At 61.2% G+C, this 20,715-nt stretch carries 19 protein-coding genes; 16 read left to right on the forward strand and 3 right to left on the reverse strand.

Annotated features, from left to right (window positions below):
* Positions 1-438 precede the first annotated feature (438 nt).
* Positions 439-2,475, reverse strand: a complete 2,037-nt coding sequence (locus tag H585_RS0109700; protein WP_027367679.1) for a methyl-accepting chemotaxis protein — start codon at positions 2,473-2,475, stop codon at positions 439-441.
* 883 nt (positions 2,476-3,358) lie between these two features.
* On the opposite strand from H585_RS0109700, the gene H585_RS0109705 reads away from it, so the two are divergent.
* Positions 3,359-4,258: a DMT family transporter gene (locus H585_RS0109705; protein WP_034627657.1), complete on the forward strand. Its 900-nt coding sequence runs from the start codon at positions 3,359-3,361 to the stop codon at positions 4,256-4,258.
* A gap of 36 nt (positions 4,259-4,294) precedes the next feature.
* Here the strand turns inward: H585_RS0109705 and H585_RS0109710 are convergent, their stop codons facing one another.
* Positions 4,295-4,849: a putative glycolipid-binding domain-containing protein gene (locus H585_RS0109710; RefSeq protein ID WP_027367681.1), complete on the reverse strand. Its 555-nt coding sequence runs from the start codon at positions 4,847-4,849 to the stop codon at positions 4,295-4,297.
* A 392-nt stretch (positions 4,850-5,241) separates the two neighbouring features.
* On the opposite strand from H585_RS0109710, the gene H585_RS0109715 reads away from it, so the two are divergent.
* The 14 genes from H585_RS0109715 (at position 5,242) to H585_RS0109780 (ending at position 17,543) form a co-directional block, all read left to right on the forward strand.
* Positions 5,242-6,015: a sulfite exporter TauE/SafE family protein gene (locus H585_RS0109715; RefSeq protein WP_027367682.1), complete on the forward strand. Its 774-nt coding sequence runs from the start codon at positions 5,242-5,244 to the stop codon at positions 6,013-6,015.
* A 1,009-nt stretch (positions 6,016-7,024) separates the two neighbouring features.
* Entirely contained in the window at positions 7,025-7,723 is a 699-nt protein-coding gene (locus H585_RS0109720) for a Na+/H+ antiporter subunit E (protein ID WP_244432516.1), read from the forward strand.
* Positions 7,723-8,001: an MrpF/PhaF family protein gene (locus tag H585_RS0109725; protein WP_014261518.1), complete on the forward strand. Its 279-nt coding sequence runs from the start codon at positions 7,723-7,725 to the stop codon at positions 7,999-8,001. Before H585_RS0109720 ends, H585_RS0109725 begins: the two co-directional genes overlap by 1 nt.
* 12 nt (positions 8,002-8,013) lie before the next feature.
* Positions 8,014-8,343 (forward strand): monovalent cation/H(+) antiporter subunit G, encoded by a 330-nt coding sequence (mnhG, locus tag H585_RS0109730; protein ID WP_027367684.1) that lies wholly within the window; start codon positions 8,014-8,016, stop codon positions 8,341-8,343.
* Between the two features lie 2 nt (positions 8,344-8,345).
* Complete coding sequence (locus tag H585_RS0109735; RefSeq protein ID WP_005987793.1) at positions 8,346-8,591, forward strand: Na(+)/H(+) antiporter subunit B; 246 nt, start codon at positions 8,346-8,348, stop codon at positions 8,589-8,591.
* Complete coding sequence (gene mbhE, locus H585_RS0109740) at positions 8,588-9,418, forward strand: hydrogen gas-evolving membrane-bound hydrogenase subunit E (protein ID WP_027367685.1); 831 nt, start codon at positions 8,588-8,590, stop codon at positions 9,416-9,418. The genes H585_RS0109735 and mbhE overlap by 4 nt, the downstream gene beginning before the upstream one ends.
* Position 9,419: 1 nt before the next feature.
* Positions 9,420-9,803, forward strand: a complete 384-nt coding sequence (locus H585_RS0109745) for a cation:proton antiporter subunit C (protein ID WP_014261521.1) — start codon at positions 9,420-9,422, stop codon at positions 9,801-9,803.
* Between the two features lie 2 nt (positions 9,804-9,805).
* Entirely contained in the window at positions 9,806-11,299 is a 1,494-nt protein-coding gene (locus tag H585_RS0109750; protein WP_027367686.1) for a complex I subunit 5 family protein, read from the forward strand.
* 19 nt (positions 11,300-11,318) lie between these two features.
* Positions 11,319-12,800 carry a monovalent cation/H+ antiporter subunit D family protein gene (locus H585_RS0109755; protein WP_027367687.1) on the forward strand — a complete coding sequence of 494 codons (1,482 nt, stop codon included), beginning with the start codon at positions 11,319-11,321 and terminating at the stop codon, positions 12,798-12,800.
* A 3-nt stretch (positions 12,801-12,803) separates the two neighbouring features.
* Entirely contained in the window at positions 12,804-12,929 is a 126-nt protein-coding gene (locus H585_RS23830; RefSeq protein WP_014261524.1) for a hypothetical protein, read from the forward strand.
* Between the two features lie 58 nt (positions 12,930-12,987).
* Positions 12,988-13,236: a hypothetical protein gene (locus H585_RS0109765; protein ID WP_027367688.1), complete on the forward strand. Its 249-nt coding sequence runs from the start codon at positions 12,988-12,990 to the stop codon at positions 13,234-13,236.
* A 21-nt stretch (positions 13,237-13,257) separates the two neighbouring features.
* Positions 13,258-15,057, forward strand: a complete 1,800-nt coding sequence (locus H585_RS0109770) for a Na(+)/H(+) antiporter subunit D (protein ID WP_027367689.1) — start codon at positions 13,258-13,260, stop codon at positions 15,055-15,057.
* 24 nt (positions 15,058-15,081) lie between these two features.
* Positions 15,082-15,561: a Crp/Fnr family transcriptional regulator gene (locus H585_RS0109775; RefSeq protein ID WP_027367690.1), complete on the forward strand. Its 480-nt coding sequence runs from the start codon at positions 15,082-15,084 to the stop codon at positions 15,559-15,561.
* A 428-nt stretch (positions 15,562-15,989) separates the two neighbouring features.
* Complete coding sequence (locus H585_RS0109780) at positions 15,990-17,543, forward strand: DEAD/DEAH box helicase (protein ID WP_027367691.1); 1,554 nt, start codon at positions 15,990-15,992, stop codon at positions 17,541-17,543.
* Positions 17,544-17,630: 87 nt separating this feature from the next.
* On the opposite strand, the gene H585_RS0109785 is transcribed toward H585_RS0109780, so the two are convergent.
* A complete protein-coding gene (locus H585_RS0109785; RefSeq protein ID WP_027367692.1) occupies positions 17,631-19,781 on the reverse strand; it encodes a SpoIIE family protein phosphatase in 2,151 nt (716 codons plus the stop codon).
* A gap of 217 nt (positions 19,782-19,998) precedes the next feature.
* Here H585_RS0109785 and H585_RS0109790 point away from each other — a divergent pair, with 217 nt between their 5' ends.
* Positions 19,999-20,250 carry a hypothetical protein gene (locus H585_RS0109790; protein ID WP_005987781.1) on the forward strand — a complete coding sequence of 84 codons (252 nt, stop codon included), beginning with the start codon at positions 19,999-20,001 and terminating at the stop codon, positions 20,248-20,250.
* Positions 20,251-20,715: the final 465 nt, after the last annotated feature.

Genomic DNA, 20,715 nt, shown 5'->3' on the forward strand with positions numbered 1-20,715 from the left:
CACGTCTGAGAAGATGATCCTCGGTTGGTGCGTCCCGCAGTTGCCTCGGGTTGCCGGCCGAAACCCTGCTTTTCAAGGACAGTGGTTTCCCTCGCTTGCTCACAAAAAGCTGGACTGAACAAGCGCTCAAGCCACCTCACCGTTTGAGCAGGATCAAGAGCACAGGAAGCCGATACTTGCACTCCATGAACACGAGTCTCTTATCCCGTTTTGCTATATTTTTTTGATTATGCAATAAAATATAGCAAAAGAAAAGCTCGCTTTATGAGTCACTTAGATTGATCCGTGCATCAACAGCTCTCAAGGCGGAGCAGAACCGTTCTGCACCGATTCAAGGGTGCATGCCCAATCCCCTGTTCAGCTACTACGGGGGGCCGGAACGACGAGGCCGCTTCCGGATGAATCCGGAAGCGGCCTCGTGATATTTGATACGCAGGATCAGGATTGCTTGAGGGTGGCTACCAAGGCTTGCAGGTCTTGAGCCTGCTTGGCGAGCTCCACAATCGCCTGCGACGACTGCAACATGACAGTGGAGGTTTCGGAGGATATTCGATTGATATCATCGACACTGTGGTTGATCTGTTCGCTGGCCGCCGATTGCTCTTCAGCCGCGGTGGCTATGGAGCGAACCTGATCCGTGGCGGTTTCCACCAGTCGCACGATATCCTTGAGGGCCAAGCCTGATTTATCGGCCAAGGCCGTGGACTCTTCCACTGCTCCTGCCGCCTGCTCCATGCCACGGATGTTCAGGCGCGTGCCGTCCTGAATGGCCTTTATGGCCTGCCCTACTTCCTTGGTGGCGTTCATGGTCTTTTCGGCCAATTTGCGCACTTCATCGGCCACCACGGCGAACCCTCGGCCCGCCTCGCCGGCCCGGGCGGCCTCAATGGCCGCGTTGAGCGCCAGCAAGTTGGTCTGATCGGCAATGTCCTCGATGACGTTCATTATCTTGCCGATCTCCTCGGCTTGTTTACCGAGCTGGCCCATGTTCTCCTTGAGAGAAAGCGCCTGGTCGCGCACACGGCTCACGGATACCACGACCTGCTGCACCACTTCAGCGCCGACTTGCGCTTGTTTCTTTGCCTGGTCCGCGCCGTCCGCGGCCTGGGATGCGTTTTGAGCAACCTCAAGCACCGTGGCGTTCATCTGCTCCATGGCGGTCGCCGTTTCGGAGGTGCGATCACGTTGGATATCCGCACCCCGCGAGGCTTCTTCCACCTGCGATGCGAGCTCCTCCGAGGCGGCAGTCAAGCGTTCAACCACGGCCTCTATTTGCGTGGCTGCCTGATTCATGCCCTCGGTCTTGGCTTGCTCGGCCTTGGCCTTGGCCCGCTCGGCCTCCTCGGTGGCCAAATGCGCCCGGTGCGATTCCTCACGCGCCAAAGCAGTCTGTTCTTCCGCCTCACGCATTTTGCCCAACAAAGTTTCGACCATCTGACGCAGGGCCTTGGCAAGCACCCCAATCTCGTCTTTTTGCTCGATGTCCGGCTTGGCTTGCAGATTGCCCCCGGCAATGGCCGTGGCCGAACCAGCCAGCCGGCCAAGGGGCACCGTGATGCTGCGGCTGATATAGAGGGCCAGCAATCCACCAAACAGCAGAAAAGCCAGTGCGGCTATTGTGACGGACGTACGCAGTCTGGGCAGTTCGGCAAAGACTTCGTCATGCGCTGCGCCCACCGCCAAGGACCAGCCTAGCCCCGGGACAGGCGCAAAGCCGAAGGCAAGCTTCACTCCCTGGTACACGTACCCGTCGACCCCCTTTCCGCCCTTGATCATACGTTGCTGCACGATGGCGACGGGCTGGAGCTGCGCATCCTGCTTGGCTCCTTCGATCAGGTTGAGCTGATCGAGCACGTGCTGTCTGTTCCTGTGCGCGACTACTTCGCCCTTGGAATTTAGGATATAGGCATATCCGTTCTTGCCGTATGTAATGTCGTCGGTAATATCACTCAGGATCGTTGCGCTCTGCCTGGCGATAAGCACGGACGTCACCCGCCCGTCTTGTCCGCGTATGGGGGTGGCCAACATGATCACCGGCGCGTTGATGACTCGGCTGATGATCACATCGGACATGTTGGTTTCGCCGGCAAAGGCTTGCTTGACGTAGCTCCGATCGCCGAGTTTGGCAGTGCTGCCGTCCGTGTAGCGCGCCACGCCGTCATTGCCCACGATGCCCATGCCCAGGTATCCGAGACGGCGCATTTCGGAAGCCATGGCCTCCACTTGACTATCCCATTCCATGCCGCGGATGACATTGCGGCCAGCAACACCTTCCAGGGCCAGCAGTTGCGAGTCTATGCGGCTCTTGACCAGCTTGGCGCCGCTTTCTGCTATTAACGGGAGGGCCTGGTTGATGCTTTTCTCCAAGGCCCGATGGGAATAGGTGTAGGAGATGAAACCTACACCAGCACTGACAGCCATGATAATGGCGATGATGAACCCTGTCAGCTTGATTCCAATTCGTATGTTCCGCATGTCTCAACTCCTGCTCAAACGTATAGGCCAAGGCGTCACTGGACACCGATGACTACTGAGGAAGGTGCCTAAGGTAGCCTGCAGAGCGTGGTGAGCACGATTAAATGCGTGTTGCCACAACTCCAATCCACCATGTCAGACCTCCCCAAGAAGCCCCCATGCCAGTGGATCCCCCGACGCACCAGGCAGGCTTTGCTTCTTGTCGATTCACACTCCCCCGTTTTTCAGGCGTTACGTCTCCACAAGACGAATCGATTCCATGCGTATTCAGATACGAAACTCAAGAAGCGCACATACAAACTAGAGCAGATTGCTTTTAAGACGTCCGCTCCGGCGTTGACGGCGCAAGTGAATTGCGCCTACGCCTACGCGGCGGCAAGCCATGCCGACGCATGGCTTGCAGAGCATTTTCAAAAGCAAAATGCTCTAAAGGCAGGCTGCCATATCCGACCACTAGCGCTGTGCGCACAAGAGATCACTGACATGATTTGGCAACCACGGAGGCCAACTTTAAATTTATCTTTTATAATCAGTATAAGAAGTCGACAACAAACACGATCTGCACATTCTAAACGCTGCTTAAACTCAATTATAATGTTCAAATAGTAAAGTAAATCTGTTTTGCTGTTAAAAAAATCACATTCATTTAACTAACAATCAAGCCTAGATACAGGTATGTCATTCGCAGCATAACCAATGAACATTGAGCTGGCTGCTTTGGAAAGTAGTAAGAATTAAAGCGATACTCATTTTCATACCATAACGGTCTGGAACCTGCGCCAAGCCTGACAAGCCGCGCACCCGCTGAGACAGTCACTTCTTGTTTCTTTCGTTAGCCGGGACCTTGGTATATACGCACGGATCAACCCGTAGCGAGTGATCCATGAAGCATGAAGGAAAACAGCCGATCCCCTGGACAGGCTTTCTATGCGCCCTGGGCGCGACGATCATCTGGTCCGGCAATTTCATCGTGGCCCGCGGGCTCTTCGATTCAGTGCAGCCGGCCACGCTGGCCTTTCTGCGCTGGGGCACGGCCTTTGCCGCCCTGCTGCCCCTGGCCGCCATCCCGGCCTGGCGCGAGCGACGGGTCATCCGCCGCCATTTCATTTTTTTGCTGATCACGGCCCTGCTCGGCGTGACCCTGTTCAACACGCTCATCTATCTGGCCGCACGCTCCACGAGCGCCTTGAATCTGGCGCTCATTTCCACCACTTCGCCCATGTTCATGCTCCTGCTGGCTCGCATGTTCCTGGGCGAGGCCGTGACGCCCGCCCGACTCGCAGGAATGGCCGCCGCAGTATGCGGCGTAGCCCTGCTGGTCACGCGCGGTGAACTGTCCAGGCTGGCCTCGTTGCAGTTCGCGGTCGGCGATCTGCTGATGCTTTCGGCGGCCGTGCTCTTCGCGGCCTACTCCATTCTCGTGCGGCGCAAGCCACGGGAACTCGGCCAAGCCTCCTTCCTGTTGTCCACGTTCGGCCTTGGTGTGCTCTGTCTGGCACCCTGGGCGGCCTGGGAAGTCCTGCGCAGCGGTCTGCCCTCGCCTGAGCCGCATATCATCGGCGCGGTGCTCTATATCGGCCTCGGCGCTTCGCTGGCCGCCTTCTTTCTGTGGAACAAGGCCGTGGCCGCCATCGGTCCATCACGCGCGGGCATCATCTACTATTCCCTGCCGGCCTTCAGCGGACTGGAAGCCTTCCTGCTCCTGGGCGAGCCCGTGGGCTGGGCGCATCTCGCCAGCGGCCTGCTCATCCTGGGCGGCATCCTCGTGGCCACGCGCCGCTGATGCCCCCCTGATTGCCGGGCAGAGCTTCGCGGTTGCTCAGGATTCTGCTTCCCAAAGGCCTGGGTAACGGAGGATGAAGCCGACCGGGAGAACATCGAGGGATGCGGCATAGCCAAAGCGCGGAGCCTCATACCAGTACATTCCTGCATTGCGTCGCTCGTAGCGCTGCTGCAGCACATGGAGCGCGCTGTCGGCCACATCCAGCCACGCGACAGGAATGGCGGCGGACTGCCCCACCTGCAGCGCGGCTCGCCGCAATTGAAAGAGATTCGTGGCAGGAGTGAATCCGAGGTCCAGGTCGAAACAACCATCCAGGTGCGGCACAACCTCACCGTGCAGCGTCCATACGCCGGCGGGCGTGCGTTGAATAATAAGATCAACCGTGCGGGCTCCTACCCAGCCCTGAACCGTGCCCTTCGAAGTACGCCACTTTGCGTCGCACTCGACCTGATAGGCTAGGCACGCGGGCACGCCTTCGTGCCGGAAGGCCGCCGCACCAGCAAGCCGCCAGCCAGTGTCTGTCTGTTCCAGCCGGCAGGCATCGTGCCCAGGGGTATCCAGGCGACGCCAGAGTATTGTATCAATCTTCATGTCAGCCTCCTGTATTCCCGCCGACTCTCATGCCCCTGATCTTCACTATGCTCGCACCTGCAGGCACTAACGAATATGGACCCACTCGTAGCAGAGAGCCAGCCCAATAGGGACTCGCCCGGTTCGCCGGGGAACCCTGGCGCTCGACATGGTCGAGGCCGATGCGCCAGACACTGGTCGCGGGCTGTCGCTGTGGCTGTGGGCTGGAAAATCGTCTGTCCCGCCCTAGGAGTGGCGTAAATAAGCGGCGCAGCCTCCTGCGCCCAGCAGACCCGGCTGCTTACGATTGATTGCCGGTTACGTACGTGCAACGGAAATGACACATGCATTCTGGCGGCTTTTCTTGTAAGCAACGCCATCAAAACACCTTTAGATTTCCGACGGACGACAACATGGACTTTCTGCTTATCTGCCTGACTGCCCTGGCGGCTTCGGGCCTGACCCTGTTCTCCGGCTTCGGTCTGGGCACCCTGCTCATGCCGGTCTTCGCCCTGTTCTTCCCCGTGGAAGTGGCCGTGGCCCAGACAGCCCTGGTGCATCTGGCCAACAACCTCTTCAAGCTTGGGCTGTTCGGCCGCAACGCCAGCTGGCGCATGGTTTTGCTCTTCGGCGGCCCGGCCTTCCTGGCCAGCTTCCTGGGCGCGCGGACCCTGCTTTGGCTTGCGGATCTTGCGCCGCTTGCGACCTACACGGCCTTTGGCAGCCAGTTCGCTCTGCATCCCGTCAAACTCGCGGTGGCCGTGCTCATGGCCGGCTTCTCGATCCTGGAGCTCTGGCCCGCCTTTTCCAGGCTGTCCATCGACCGCAAGTATATCCCGGCCGGCGGCCTGCTGAGCGGCTTTTTCGGCGGGTTGTCGGGCAACCAAGGCGCCTTCCGCAGCGCCTTCCTGATCAAGAGCGGCCTGAGCAAGGAGGCCTTTATCGGCACCGGCGTGGTTATCGCCGTGCTGGTGGATTTCTCCAGACTCACCATCTACTCCGGCTTGCTTGGCTCTCCCGAAGTGCGCGGCAATCTGCCCCTCATCCTGGCCGCGACACTGGCCGCATTCCTCGGCGCGTTCCTTGGCAGCCGCCTGGTGCGCAAGGTGACCATCCGAGCGCTGCAAGTCACTGTGGCCATCATGCTCCTGTTTATCGCCTTACTGCTCGGTTTGGGGATCATCTAGAGCAGATTGCTTTTAAGACGCCCGCTCCGGCGTTGACGGCGCAAGTGAATTGCGCCTACGCCGAAGCTAGCGGCAAGCCATGCCGACGCATGGCTTGCAGAGCATTTTCAAAAGCAAAATGCTCTAGCACGAACAGGCATATCGCAGTCAGCGGGGGCGCATGTGATGGCATCCACAACGATCCACGAAGAGCCTGCGTGGCCATGGAACAAGCGCCATGGCCTGTACATGCTGCCCCATGTTTCATGGATTCAGCCAGGCCACTCGGGTTTGGCGGCCACAATCTGAAATAATGGACTATGACAATACGCTCGTGCGAAAAACCAGAAATCTCCTGAAGCATCGCATACTTCAGGGTCTGTACGTCTTAAAATTCAGTCAGATATCCCTTGCCCCTCCTCCAAAGCCGACCACGATTCACTCAGACCGTCCGCGCTTGCACTAGGCGATGGAGTGGTCTAAATAACTCTGAACCGAACGCAATGCCCTCGTCCGAACTCGCTCAGTTGTGCCTTCCTGCGGCATGTGCCCTCATACGGCACGGCACCGCGCGAGCGTCTACGAGGTAAATGCATGCCGCATGCAGGGCAGGCGAGCACTTAGAGCAGATTACTTTAAGACGCCCGCGCAGGCTTAGGCGCAAGTGAATTGCGCCTACGCCGAAGCTAGCGGCAAGCCATGCCGACGCATGGCTTGCAGAGCATTTTCAAAAGCAAAATGCTCTAGCGGCATTTTTTGCTCCATACGAAATCGGCCGGCCAGACATACGGATGGTGGCACCCTTCGTGCAAAGCGTGCGCGCTGGGCGAACGCAGATCAACGCGAGAAAGAGCGCCCAGATTCCGGACGGCAACGACTTCAAAGAACTACTCCGAACACGAATGCACATACACAACACATGCTTGGCATTGTTTCTTTCGCGGCCTTGCGGAGGGCAGGGGCTCAAGCACAATCTCTCCCTCAAGGACCCGCCCAAATCCTAATCGGCCTTTGTGGCTGAACGCCATGTTTGCACCAGCAGACTCACGGCCAAGCCGCCTTCCAGCGCGTATACACCATGCCCAGCCTGTCCGACTTCATCGACGGCCAGGCGATCGTAAACAAGGCTTCACGCAACCCGCACGGGAGAATGCCCGACATGAACCTGTTGCCCCATGTCTTGGACGACCGCAAAAGCGGACAGCCTCCAGCCCCCGAGATAAAGCATCCGCGACTTGACAAGGCCATATCCTTCGTCTTGCGCTTCGGGGCGATCTACACGCTCTGGATGCTGCTCTCCGGCTTTTTCGACCCGTTTCACCTGAGCCTCGGCGCAGCCTGCAGCGCCTTCGTGGTCCTCATCTCAGCCGATCTGTTTCCGCCCGAGGTGCGCCACTTCCGCCGCATCAAAGCCGTGTTGGGAATGTTGACCTATCTCGTCTGGTTCCTGGGCGAGATCGTCAAGGCCAACGTATGGGTTTTCTATCTGGTGGTGCATCCGCGCATGGGGCAGATGATCGATCCGGTCATCGTGCGTTTTAGATCAAAGCTGCGCTCCAAGCTGGCGCTCACGCTGTTCGCGAACTCCATCACGCTGACCCCCGGCACCATTACAGTAAGCGTGGACGAACGCGGATTCTTCGTGGTGCACGGTATTGACCGCAAGTCGGCCGAAGGTCTGCCCGGAGTCATGGAAGAGAAGATCGCCAGGATCTTTGGGGAGGGGTAATGGAACGTTTCCTGTTTTACTCGAGTCTTTTCGTGTTGCTGCTCATGGCGCTGTCCCTGTACCGGGCCATTGCCGGGCCCACGCCCTTGGACCGTATCCTGGGCGGCAACGCCATAGGCACCAAGACCACGGTGCTCATCATCTTCATCGGCATCATCTTCGAGCGAGTGGACATGTTCGTGGATATCGCCCTGGCCTATGCCATGCTCAACTTCATCGCGGTCATCGCAGCCTCGCGCTACTTCCACAAGAAGGGCCGGGAAGCTGATTTCTATTAGGAGAATGCCAGCATGATCATCGATATCGTGGTCATCACCTTTGTCGTGATGGGACTGGTGCTTTTCTCGGTCGGAACCCTGGGCATCCTGCGCCTGCCCGATGCGTACACGCGCATGCACGCCGCCGGCAAGCTGGACACCCTGGGCTCCATTTGCCTGCTGTTCGGGCTGGCCTTGTGGCAGGGCCGTCACTTCGACCTCGCCCACCTGATAGTGGCGGCCAAGATCCTTCTGATACTCGTATTCGTCTCCTTCGCCAGCCCCACGGCGACCCATGACATGGTCGACGCGGGCATGCGCGCGGGAATCATACCCTGGCGCAAAGGCGACAAGCGGAGGTAGCCATGATCTGGGAAATTCAATTTCTGGTGCTCGTGATGCTCATCGGCTGCGCCGTGGCCGCCATCACGATCAAGGACCTCCTGGGAGCGTCCATTGTCTTCGGCATCTACAGCTTCATGATGTGCCTGCTGTGGCTTTCCATGGGAGCCGTGGACGTGGCCTTCACCGAGGCGACCATCGGAGCGGGCATCAGTTCCGCGCTCATTTTCGCCGCCGTGTTCCGCACCACGAGGAGGACAAAGGATTGAAAGCCATATCCCTCATCGCCGTTCTCCTGGCGGGCATCGCCCTGGTCTACACCACCAGCGACTTCCCCGCCTGGGGTGATCCCGAGTCACCAGCCAGCCTGCACGTCTCGAATCTTTACATCGAGCAGAGCTACGAGAAGACGCACACACCCAACGTCGTCACTTCGGTCCTGGCCGACTTTCGCGGATTCGACACCATGTTCGAGACCATCGTGGTCTTCACCGCGGCCATGGCCTGCTTCTTCATCCTGCGCAGGTCGCGCGAGGAATGCGTCCTGGAGCACTACTACTACAGGCACATCGCCACGGGTCTCGTGGTGCGCATGCCCGGAGCCTGCGCCACACCGACTCAAGGAGCCTTCGAGCAGATCGACTCGGACTGGACGCCCCAGGACATCGTGGTCAGCACGGTCTGCCGGCTGCTTATCCCGTTCATGCAGATCTACGCCTTCTACGTGCTCGCCCATGGCCACTACAGCCCGGGCGGAGGATTCCAGGCCGGCGTGGTCATGGCAGCCAGTTACCTGCTGCTGGCCCTGTCGCACGACCTGCGTTTCGTCATCGCCCGCTTCAGCGAGCGACTCATGCACATCCTGGCCGCGGCGGGCGTGACCATCTATGTGGGCACGGGCTTTATCGCCCTGACCACGGGCGCCAACTTCCTGGATTACGGCGGGCTCGCCGGGCTCCTGCGCATGCCGCTGGCGTCCGGTCACTCCCTGGGAATCCTGCTGGTTGAAACCGGTGTGGCCCTGACCGTCTGTTCGGCCCTGATCATGATCTTCAAGCTCGTCTCCTCCCAGGGGACCATCAACGAGGGCCTGTAAGATGGATGAACTTCTGAATCAGTTAGCGGATAAATTCAATTATTGGGCTTACTTCGTGATCATGATGACCGGCATCTACGCCATGATCGCCAAGCGCAATATCATGAAGAAGCTCATCGGCTTGGGCATCTTCCAGACTTCGATCATGCTTTTCTACGTGGCCATGGGCTCCAAGAAGGGTGCGACGATTCCCATTCTGGCCAGCGGCCATGCTCCCATCTCGCCGGCCGATTACATCAACCCGCTGCCCCACGTGCTCATGCTCACGGCCATCGTCGTGTCCGTGGCCACGCTCGGAGTGGCGCTGTCGCTTTCACAGAGAATCTACCGCAAGCACGGTACTCTCGAAGAGAACGAAATCCTTGACCAGATCAGGCGGTCCTGAGCATGCACTACCAAATCCTAGTTCTCCTCCCGCTTCTCTTCGCGGCGTTCTTCGCGGCCATCAGCCCCTGGCTGGGCCGGCGCCTCGAATTCCCGGCGGCCGTGCTCGCCCTGGGCGTCTCGCTCTGGTCCGCAATCCAGGTCCTGCTGCAGACCCTTGCCCATGGCCCGGTCACCTACCTGCTGGGCGGCTGGTCTCCGCCCTGGGGCATCGCCTTCGTGGCCGACACCTTCTCCGCTGCCATGCTGTGCCTCATGTCCGGCATGGCCCTGCTCAACCTGTTGGCCAACCGCGAGCAGATCGAGCGCGAGTTTCCCGAGAAGACGCATGTCTTCTACACTTTGTACCTGCTGACCACGGCCGGGCATCTGGGCATCCTGTCCACGGGCGACATCTTCAACCTTTACGTGCTCATCGAGGTGGCGGCGCTGAGCGGCTACGCCCTGCTTTCCTGGGGCGGCGCCCGGGCGCAACTGGCCAGCCTCAACTACCTGCTCATCGGCTCCACGGGCGCCTCGTTCTACCTGTTCGGCATCGGCTATCTGTACGTGAAGACCGGCTCCCTCAACATGGCCGACGTGGCTTCGATCCTGTCCACAATGGGCGGCACGCCGGCTCTGGCCGGGGCCTTCGCCATCATCATGCTCGGCTTGTGGGTCAAGATGGCCTTGTTCCCCTTCCACGGCTGGTTGCCGGGAGCCTACAGCCAGTCCACCAACGTCTCGGCCGCGCTGCTCGCGCCCATGACCACCAAGGTCATGGCCTACGTCGTGGTGCGCATGCTCATCACGGTCTTCCCGACCGACTTCGTGGCTTCCATGCCTGAGTTGTCAACCATCGCGGTCTGGCTGGCCTCCGCGGCCATCGTGGTCGGAGCCCTTGCCGCCCTGGCCCAAAGGGACCTGCGGCGCATGCTCTGCTTCATCCTCGTGGCCGAGGTGGGCTACATGGCCGGCGGCGCCTTCATCGGCAACCGCACGGCCATGACCGGCACCATGTTGCACATCATCGCCGATGCGCTCATGACCCTGACCCTGTTCATGGCCGTGAGCAACATCGTGAGCAAGCGTGGCAGCCCCGCCTTTGGTGACTTGAAGGGATTGTTCCGCAGCATGCCCTTCACCATGGCCGCCTTTGTCCTGGGCGCCATGTCCATGATCGGCGTGCCACCCCTGTGCGGCTTCTTCAGCAAGTGGTATCTCGTCTCGGGCTCGATGCAGGCCGGACAATACGTCTTCGCCGGCGCGCTCATCCTCTCCAGCTTGATCAACGTGATCCTGTTCTTCCGCATCTTCGAGATCTGCTTCTTCGAGGGCGGGCAAGAGCACGGAAGCCACGAGCACGGCCATCACGAGGAGAGCGTTATGGACGAAGTGCACTGGACACGCCTGGTGCCCCTGGCCGCCGCGGCCCTGATCCTCATCGCCGTGGGCCTGTCCACGGGCTACATCGTCGACCGGGTCATCGCCGCGGCGCTGACCGGTTCCATCGCCTGACAGGTGGGGTAAACACTACATGCAAGCACTTAATTCCATACTGCCCTTCCTGGCGGTGCTGGCTCCGCTGACAGCCCTGCCCGGAATCCTGTCCGCCTCGCGCGCGCCCAACGCCCGTGAGGCCTGGACCTTCTTCGCGGCCCTGCTCATGCTCGGCCTGGTAGGTTCCATGGTCCCGGCTGTGCTGGCCGGCAGCGAGTACTACTTCCTGCTGGCCCCGGTCATTCCGGGCGCTCCCCTGGCCCTGCGCGTGGACGCCATGGGCATGCTCTTCGCCCTGGTGTCCTCCTCGCTGTGGGTGGTCACCTCGATCTACTCCATCGGCTATATGCGCGGCCTGAATGAACACGCTCAGACGCGCTTTTTCGCCTTCTTCGCCCTGTCGCTCTTCGCGGCCGTGGGCGTGGCCTTCTCGGCCAACCTGCTGACCATGTACCTGTTCTACGAATTGCTCTCCTTCGCCACGTACCCGCTGGTCACGCACCATCAGGACGCGGACAGCAGGGCATCGGGACGCAAGTACCTGACCTTCATCGTGGGCACGTCCATCGGCTTGGTGCTGCCGGCCATGATCCTGGTCTACAATCTCACGGGGACCCTGGACTTCCAGGCCGCCGGAGCCATCGGCAGCCTGGCCTCGCCCACCCTGCTGATCGTGCTGCTGGCCGCGCTCCTGTTCGGCTTCGCCAAAGCCGGGCTCATGCCCGTGCACTCCTGGCTGCCCGCGGCAATGGTCGCGCCCACGCCGGTCAGCTCGCTGCTGCATGCCGTGGCCGTGGTCAAGGTCGGCGTGTTCTGCATCTTCCGCGTGGTCACGGGCGTCTTCGGCCCCGAGACCCTGGCCAACCTCGGCCTGGGCGGGTTCATCACCGCCGTGGCCGCGATAACCATGACCGTGGCCTCGCTGATCGCCCTGACCCAGGACGGCCTCAAGCGCCGGCTGGCCTTCTCCACCATCGGCCAGCTCTCGTACATCGTGCTCGGCGCGGGACTGCTCAATGCCGCCGGCATGACCGGCGGCCTCTTGCATATCGCCATGCACGCCTTCGGCAAGATCACCCTGTTCTTCTGCGCCGGAGCCATCTTCGTGGCCACGGGCGAGAAGTACATCAGCAAGATGTCCGGCATCGGCAGGCGCATGCCGCTGACCATGCTGGCCTTCTTCATCGGCAGCCTGTCCATCATCGGCATCCCGCCCACGGGCGGCTTCCTGAGCAAGTGGAACCTGCTCACGGGCTGCATGGACGGCCAGCACTGGGTTTTGGCCGGCGTGCTGATATTCAGCTCGCTGCTCAACGCGGCCTACTTCCTGCCCATCGTATACCGGGCTTTCTTCTGCCCGCCCGACCAGTGCCTGCACTCCGGTCCGGTGAAGGAAGCGCCCCTGCTGTGCATAGTGCCGCCGCTGATCACCGCGGGATTGTCCGTGGCCGTGTTCTTCTACCCGGACATATTCCTGACCCTGGCCCGCATGGCCGTGGCCGCAACCCTTGGAGTATAAGCCATGCACGACAAGGTGCTGATGAAGCTCGAACATAAGCCGGAGCCCGGCTATCCCACGGCCTTCTGGGTAACCCTCGGCGTGGCCGTGGCCTATCTGGTTACGATCTTCGTGCTCACGGCGTCCTGACGGCCTGCCGGATGGAGCCGGAGATGGGAGCCCACCACTTTCAATGGAGGAATGAGTTTTGAAACGGGAACTCAAGATATTCGATAACCCGAAGAACGTCAGACGACTCCTGATGGTATTCTATACATCCTTGGTCGTGCTCCTGATTTCGGAGTTCTTCGTGCACATGCACGGTGACTTCGCCTGGGAGGAAATGCCCTTCTTCTTCGGCACCTACGGCTTCGTTTCCTGTGTAGCGCTCATCTATATCGCCAAGGTGTTGCGCATGTTCATCAAGCGCAACGAGGACCACTACGACAAGGGCTAACCCCTTGGCGCGAGGAAACCCATGGACCAAATATTCTTCTCCGGTACACTACCGCCATCGCTGATATTCATCTTAGGTGCCATGCTTGTGCCGGCTTTGAGCGGTCGGCTGAAACAAGTCTACCTGCTCATGCTGCCGCTGGCAGCCCTGCTCATGCTCATGAGCATGCCCAACGGTATGCATTGGAACACCAGTCTGCTCGGCTATGATCTCGTACTGGGCAGAATCGACGGACTTAGCCGCGCCTTCGGCTACATCTTCAGTTTGGTTTCCTTCATCGCCGTGCTCTTCGCACTGCAGGTCAAGGACGACATCCAGCATGTGGCAGGCCTCTGCTACGCGGGTGCCGCCCTGGGCGTTACCTTTGCCGGCGATCTCATCTCCCTGTACATCTTCTGGGAGATCATGGCCGTCGCCTCGACCTTCCTCATACTCGCCAGACGCACCAAGTCCGCCCACGGAGCGGCCTTCCGCTACATCATGGTGCACATAGTGGGCGGCCTGCTGCTCCTGGCCGGCGTGGTCATGAAGATCTCCCAGACAGGCACCACGGCCTTCGACTACATCGGACTGGGACTGAATGACGCGGCCTCGATACTCATTTTCCTCGGCATCGCCATCAATGCGGCCATCCCGCCGCTGCATTCGTGGCTCCAGGACGCCTATCCCGAAGCCACGGCGACAGGCGCGGTATTCCTGAGCGCCTTTACTACCAAAAGCGCCGTGTACCTCATGGCCCGAACCTATCCGGGCACGGAACTGCTCATCTGGCTGGGTGCGGCCATGGCGGCCATTCCCATCTTCTACGCCGTGCTGGAGAACGATCTGCGCCGCGTGCTGGCCTACAGCCTCATCAACCAGGTCGGCTTCATGATGGTCGGCGTGGGTATAGGCTCGGAGCTTGCCATAAACGGCACGGTAGCCCACGCCTTTTGCCATATTCTCTATAAGGCGCTCCTGTTCATGTCTATTGGAGCAGTCATGCACATGACGGGACGCAGCCGCTGCACGGACCTGGGTGGACTGTACCGGACCATGCCTCTGACTTGCTTGTTCTGCATCATCGGCGCCGCATCCATCTCCGCCTTCCCGCTGTTCAGCGGCTTTGTAAGCAAATCCATGATCATCAGCGCCACAGGGCACGGGAAGATCGTAGCCGTATGGCTGATACTGCAATTCGCCTCTGCCGGCGTCTTCCACCATGCCGGCATCAAGGTGCCTTTCTTCACCTTCTTCGGACATGACTCGGGCCTGCGGCCCAAGGAGCCACCCCTGAACATGCTCCTGGCCATGGGCATCGCCGCCTTCCTGTGCGTCTATCTGGGCGTCAATCCCGGCCCGTTGTATTCCATTCTGCCTTTCCCTGTGGAATACGTCCCATACACGGGAGCCCATGTCGTCGCCCAACTCCAGCTGCTCATGTTCGGCGCATTGGCCTTCACCCTGCTGATCCTCTCGGGCAAATACCCTGCCGAAATCCGTGCTATCAACCTTGATACGGATTGGTTCTACCGCAAGGGCGGCCGGCTGTTCTATGTAGTGGCGGACAAGGTGTTCAACGGCATCAACGCCGTCAGCGCCCGCCTGACCGCCGGCGCGGTCCGCGGCCTGGCCGCCTTGTGCGACGCTTTGCCCACGACAGCCGCGGTGATCATCACCGCTCCAGTCAACTGGCTGAGCGGTTCCGAGCGCCGCAACGGCCATGCCTGGAAGGCCTATGTGCAGGAAGCCCTGGCCACGGGCACCGTGCCCACGGGCGCGACCATCCTTGTCATCACCCTCGGCCTGGCCTGCCTGGTGGCCGTGGCCCTGGTCCTTTAGGCGTCATTCGCAAGGAGCCAACGCATGAATCCCATTCTCAATTCCAAGCGTTTCCCCGTGCTGCGCGAAGTCGATGAGCGCATTGTCGTGGCCCTCAACGAGGCGGCGATAATCAAGAAATACACCCGCAACGAGATCGTCTTCCAGAAAGGCGAGGTAGCCCAAGCCATCTATTTCCTGCTGGCTGGCAAAGCCCTGTTCCAGGCCGATGCCGGTCAGGGCATGACCGTGTACCTGGGCGCGGTCAGGCCCGGCTACATCTTCGGCTGGTCGGCGGTCATTCCCGGACATAAGCACCATCACGGCGTGGTCTGCTCCGAGGACTCCGAGATCGTTCAGGTCCCGGCCGATGATCTGCGCAAGATCCTGGAAGCTAACCCAGGTGGCGGCTACATGTTCCTGCGCAACATGTTCCAGCTCGCCAACGAGCGTCTGGAGTTGCGCACGGACCAGTTGCTCAAGCTGTTCGAGTCCAATCCGCAACTGCAGATGCTGCAACCCTGAAACCAGGGCCGACGCACTTAGAGCATTTTGCTTTTGATAATGCTCTGCAAGCCGTGCGTCGGCATGGCTTGCCGCCGCGCAGGCGCAGGCGCAGGCGCAATTCACTTGCGCCGTCAACGCCGGAGCGGGCGTCTTAAAAGCAATCTGCTCTAGACTGACGCATAACCGCCCCGAAGGTTTACCTTCAGGGCGGTTATGCGTTCTGCGTCATCATGTTTTCACTTTACTTATTGCCAGGAATGGCTAAATGTCCCCGGGCTTAGCTCCGCGACCGGATATGTATCCGGCACACCGGCCCCGTCCCGTCCAGTCCCCGCCGATCCAATGCGATCGTCACGATCAGACTAGAGGCCGCCGTCCGCGGCGCGAATGCCGAGACTGGCGTTAGCCGATATTATTCATTTTTCTTTCCAACCCAAGGACCATTCGTGAGTTTTGATTCCTTCTCCCTTGACCAACGCATCATGGCCGGCATCCTCGCCGCCGGTTACACAACCCCGACTCCCATTCAGACCCGCGCCATCCCCGCTGTCCTAGCGGGCAAGGACGTCATGGGCCTGGCCCAGACCGGCACAGGCAAAACCGCTGCCTTCGTGCTTCCTCTCCTGCAACGGCTGCTGAATGACAACGCGCCCACGCGCGGCCCCATCCGCGTGCTGGTGCTCGCCCCGACCCGCGAACTGGCCGTGCAGATACACCAATCCTTCTTCGGCCTGGGCAAGCAGACGGGCATACGCAGCGCCGTGGTCATAGGCGGCGTGGGCGCCATGCCCCAGATCAAGGCCTTGCGCCAGGCCACGGTGGCCGTGGCCTGCCCCGGACGCCTTGTGGACCTCATGAACCAGGGCGCGGTGGATCTCTCCAAGGTCTCCGCCCTCGTGCTGGACGAAGCCGACCGCATGCTGGACATGGGCTTCCTGCCCGATGTGCGCAAGGTCATGGCCAAGCTGCCGCGCCAGCGCCAGAACATGCTCTTCTCGGCCACCATGCCCGCGGAGATCCGCTCCCTGGCCGAATCCGGACTGCGCGATCCCGTCACGGTTCAGGTGTCCAACACCGCGCCCGCCGCCACGGTGAGCCATGCGCTCTATCCCGTGGCCGGCAGCCGCAAGCAGGACCTGCTGGAAAAGCTCCTGAACGACCTGGGCAAGAATTCCGCCCTGGTCTTCACGCGCACCAAGCACCGCGCCAAGGGCCTGGCCCAGAAGCTGGCCGGCAAGGGCTTCTCCGTCACGTCGCTGCAGGGCAACCTGTCCCAGGGCCGCCGTCAAGAGGCCATGGACGGATTCCGCAACGGCAAATACCGGGTCATGGTGGCCACGGACATCGCTGCCCGCGGCATCGATTGCGAGCGCGTGAGCCTGGTGGTCAATTTCGATCTGCCCGACACGGCCGAAGCCTACACGCACCGCATAGGCCGCACGGGCCGCGCCGAGCGCAACGGCGAGGCTGTGAGCCTGGTCGCGCCCGAAGACGAGTCTCAGGTCAAGTTCATCGAACGCAGCCTGAACCTGCGCATCGAACGCAAACGTCTGGACGGCTTTTCCGAAAGCACGGCTCGCGCCCCGCAGTATGACAGCCAGCCGCGCACGCAGCAGAGCCGCAGGCCCGGACCCGCTCCCCGCAAGGCCATCGACTCGGCGGCAACCAAAAGCTTGCTGCCGGTCCGTTCCGGAGCAGGCGCCAACAGCCGGGGCGATAATCCCACCTCGGCCAGGCCCAAAGCCGCCGCTTCCGCCGGCAAGCCCAGGCAGCATTCCGCAAGCGCCAATGGCGGCGCAAGCGCCAGGGATGCACAGCCCCGCAGCCGCGCTGCCGGTCAGTCCCAGCAGGCCGAAGGCCCCGATGGGGATCGCTGGATGCAGGTCTGGGGCAAGGCCCAGCCCAAGCAGCTTCTGGGGGCGACGGGCCATCGCGGCCAGGACGACCGGCGGGCCAGTGCCGGCCGCACCCCCCGTAACGAGGGACGTTCGGCGAAGTAGCTAGGTGGGCTGCCCTGCGGCGGCTGCCAAGCGTGGCTTCAGCAAAAAGAAAGATAAAGGCCCGGCAGGATTATCCTGCCGGGCTTTTTATGTGCCTGCCTTACCTCCAACCCCCTCTGGCCCCAGATATTCCACGAGCAGCATGCTCACGTCGTCGCTCGGCTTACGGCCCTGGCCGAACTCGCCGAGCCGCTCGGTCACGAGCGCAAGCGCCTGCTCGCGCGTCAGGCCCGCTGCCCCGGCAAGCACCGCGAGCAAACGCTCCTCGCCGAACAGTTCGCCGTCGGCGGCGCGGTATTCCGTAACGCCATCGGTATAGAGCAGCAGCCTGTCTCCAGGCTCAAGCGCCACCTGATCCTCGCGAAAGCCCTCGGCGTGGCCCAGGCCGACGGCCGGGCCGCTTCCATCGAGCAGGGCCGGCGTCTGCCCCGGCCTGAGCAGCAGCGGTGGAGGGTGGCCGGCGCATGACCAGGTCAGCAGACCCTGGCGCGCATCGAGCACCATATAGCAGAGCGTGAAGAACTGGCCGAAACGGCTGAAGGGAAACTCGGCCTCCAGACGGCGCATGACCTCCACGGGCCTGGGCATGATCCCCAGCCGCCCGGCCGGCGAGCCGCCCTGCATGCCACCGGCGTCCTGCAAGGCCTGGCAGGCCGAGAAGGCCACCAGGGCCGAGGGCACGCCGTGGCCGCTTACGTCGAGCATGTAGAAGGCCGTGCGGCCATCGGCGAGAGGAATGAAGTTGAACGCGTCGCCGCCCACCTGGCCGCTGGGCACGAATGTCCAAGCCATGGCTGCTCCGGGCAGCTCGGCGCCGTCGCGGGGCAAGAGCCGTTTCTGGATCTCACCCGCGGCGCGCAAGTCCTCTTCGAGGCGCTGCCGCTCGCGTTCCAGTTCCTGCTCGGCCAAGGCCTTCTCGGTCACGTCGATCTCGATGCCCTCCAGGACCTCCTCGCCGTCATCGCCCTGTGTCAGCAATACATTGCCGAGCACCCACAAGGGCGTGCCGTCCTTGCGGCGCAAGCGCAGCTCGTAATTCCTGAGAAAGCCCTGCTGCCTGATGCTGGCCAGCCACTCTCGCCTGTCCTCCGGGAATACGTATACGGATTCCATGCCGCTCTCCCGGAGCAGATCCTCAGGCGAAGCATAGCCAAGCATGTGCGCAAAAGCCGGATTGGCGGTCTTGATGCGCCCATCGAGGCTGGAGCGAAACATGCCCTGGATGGCGTTCTCGTATAGGGCGCGGTAGCTGCGCTCGGCGCGGCGCAATTCCTTGAGGGCCTGGCGCAGCTCCTTGGTTCGCTCCAGCACACGCTGCTCCAGCCGTTCGTTGGCGTAACGCAATGCGGCCTGGCTCTGGCGCAGGGACAGCTCGGCCAAGTGGCTTTGCGCGTTCACGGACGAAAGGATGAAGACCATGGAGGCCATGACCATGAGGAAGACCTGCAGCAGGAGATAGGACTCGGGCAGGCCAAGGTGGCCGAAAGGGCCCAAGCTCATGGTCGTGCCCGCCACGGCCTGAACGGAAAAGGCCAAAATGGCCAGGGTCAGTATGCGCAAGTCCAGCCGGAAGCCGGCCCACACGAGCACCGGGGCCAGTACAAAAGCAACAGGATAGTGCTCCACGATCTCCAGCTGGCGCTGACCGAACATGACCCACCCCGCGAGCAGCAGGCCCGTGAGCAGGAGCAGCGACTCGGGACGCCACGGCCGCAGTCCGGCCAAGCCTTTCTCCTGCCAGACCACAAGCAGCGGAGTCAGCAGGACCACGCCGGCAGCGTCCGAGAGAAACCACGTCCACCAGACGGGCAGGGCTTCGGCCTGGGCCACCTGCCCTCCGCGCACCAGTCCAAGCACGGACATGGACGAAGCCAGACCGGCGGTGACTACCGTGCCGCACAGCAGCAGGAGAACCATGTTCCAGGAACGCTCATGAATGCTCCCTGGGCTTTTGAAGCGCTGCAGCAGGACCACCCCAGCCACGGCCGACAAGGCATTCGCCAGGGCCGTGAGTACGTCGCTGGCCGCGAATGGCCCCGTGGTCACGGACAGGGCCAGATCGGCCAAGACGATATACGGCAAGCAGGACAGGTTCCAGAGCAGGATCGCGGCAAAGGCGAAACCCGAGGCTGGCCAGATCGGGGCGATATTGGTGGAAGCAGCGGCCAGAGACAAGCCGAGTTGGCCGAGACCGAAGTACACGGTTCCGATGAGTAAGTTGCGCAAAAATCCGTTCATGTCTGCCCACGAGGTTCGCGCCGATCCGATTCAGACCTTGTCCATGCTCTGTTCGGCGAAACCATCAGGTATCCCGCTTTTGCCGAAATAGCAAAAAAGTCGTGAATGGACAGACGCTTCTCGCATCCGTCCATTCGGCCACCTTGTTATTGCCTTTCTGCTTGCCTGAAAGCCGGGGCCTGCTAGCATGCGGGATTCAAGCCAAGGAGGAACACGCATGGAGAAGCGCTTTTGGAGGATGAAACCCGCTGAGGCCATGGCCTTTGTGCAGACTTACGGAGAAGGTCGCTGGCAGGAGAAGATCGCTGAAGACCGCCGCCATGCCGCCGAAGAATTCGCCGATATGCCCAACCCCTGGCTGGAGGGCGGCATCGACCCGGAGCGCCAGCGACTCATCTCCGAATTGGCGCCGGAAGTGGCCGAGAGCATGCGCCGTGAGGCCGAGGATATGCGCCGAAGGCTGGCGTAGCTCACCCTGCAGGCCGAAATTCCGGATTTACCGCAGGCCATGTCGCGAAAGACACGTTTCAGAGCATTTTGCTTTGAAAATGCTCTGCAAGCCATGCGTCGGCATGGCTTGCCGCTAGCTTCGGCGTAGGCGCAATTCACTTGCGCCGTCAACGCCGGAGCGGGCGTCTTAAAAGCAATCTGCTCCAGAAGCGCCGATTGAACTCTCGACCAAAGCATGCCCAAGCTGAGAGTCTCAATGGTGCGGCCGACGATACCGCAATCGTCGGCCGCACCATTGATCATGCTAGCATGCCGCATCGACAGCCAGCCATTTCGGTCCTCGCATGCTCCGTGGACAGAGCTGACCGGCTGCTTGGACTCACTGACAACGCAAGCGCCTCTGCCGGCTGAAATCGTTGTGGTCGATTATGCCTTGGCTGAGCTGGCCACACGGGCCTTGCACTTGGCATTCCAGGCGCCGGGA

The organism is Desulfocurvibacter africanus subsp. africanus DSM 2603 (assembly GCF_000422545.1).
GTDB classification, from domain to species: Bacteria; Desulfobacterota; Desulfovibrionia; order Desulfovibrionales; family Desulfovibrionaceae; genus Desulfocurvibacter; species Desulfocurvibacter africanus.

What these genes read in the sequence shown, in the direction of transcription:
- H585_RS0109745 (WP_014261521.1), top strand. Translation starts at nt 9,420, where the DNA reads ATGGATGAACTTCTGAATCAGTTAGCGGATAAATTCAATTATTGGGCT.
- H585_RS0109790 (WP_005987781.1), top strand. Translation starts at nt 19,999, where the DNA reads ATGGAGAAGCGCTTTTGGAGGATGAAACCCGCTGAGGCCATGGCCTTT.
- H585_RS0109735 (WP_005987793.1), top strand. Translation starts at nt 8,346, where the DNA reads ATGATCTGGGAAATTCAATTTCTGGTGCTCGTGATGCTCATCGGCTGC.
- H585_RS23830 (WP_014261524.1), top strand. Translation starts at nt 12,804, where the DNA reads ATGCACGACAAGGTGCTGATGAAGCTCGAACATAAGCCGGAGCCCGGC.
- H585_RS0109710 (WP_027367681.1), bottom strand. Translation starts at nt 4,849, where the DNA reads ATGAAGATTGATACAATACTCTGGCGTCGCCTGGATACCCCTGGGCAC.
- H585_RS0109705 (WP_034627657.1), top strand. Translation starts at nt 3,359, where the DNA reads ATGAAGCATGAAGGAAAACAGCCGATCCCCTGGACAGGCTTTCTATGC.
- H585_RS0109755 (WP_027367687.1), top strand. Translation starts at nt 11,319, where the DNA reads ATGCAAGCACTTAATTCCATACTGCCCTTCCTGGCGGTGCTGGCTCCG.
- H585_RS0109770 (WP_027367689.1), top strand. Translation starts at nt 13,258, where the DNA reads ATGGACCAAATATTCTTCTCCGGTACACTACCGCCATCGCTGATATTC.
- mnhG (WP_027367684.1), top strand. Translation starts at nt 8,014, where the DNA reads ATGATCATCGATATCGTGGTCATCACCTTTGTCGTGATGGGACTGGTG.
- H585_RS0109715 (WP_027367682.1), top strand. Translation starts at nt 5,242, where the DNA reads ATGGACTTTCTGCTTATCTGCCTGACTGCCCTGGCGGCTTCGGGCCTG.
- H585_RS0109785 (WP_027367692.1), bottom strand. Translation starts at nt 19,781, where the DNA reads ATGAACGGATTTTTGCGCAACTTACTCATCGGAACCGTGTACTTCGGT.
- H585_RS0109700 (WP_027367679.1), bottom strand. Translation starts at nt 2,475, where the DNA reads ATGCGGAACATACGAATTGGAATCAAGCTGACAGGGTTCATCATCGCC.
- H585_RS0109725 (WP_014261518.1), top strand. Translation starts at nt 7,723, where the DNA reads ATGGAACGTTTCCTGTTTTACTCGAGTCTTTTCGTGTTGCTGCTCATG.
- H585_RS0109750 (WP_027367686.1), top strand. Translation starts at nt 9,806, where the DNA reads ATGCACTACCAAATCCTAGTTCTCCTCCCGCTTCTCTTCGCGGCGTTC.
- H585_RS0109775 (WP_027367690.1), top strand. Translation starts at nt 15,082, where the DNA reads ATGAATCCCATTCTCAATTCCAAGCGTTTCCCCGTGCTGCGCGAAGTC.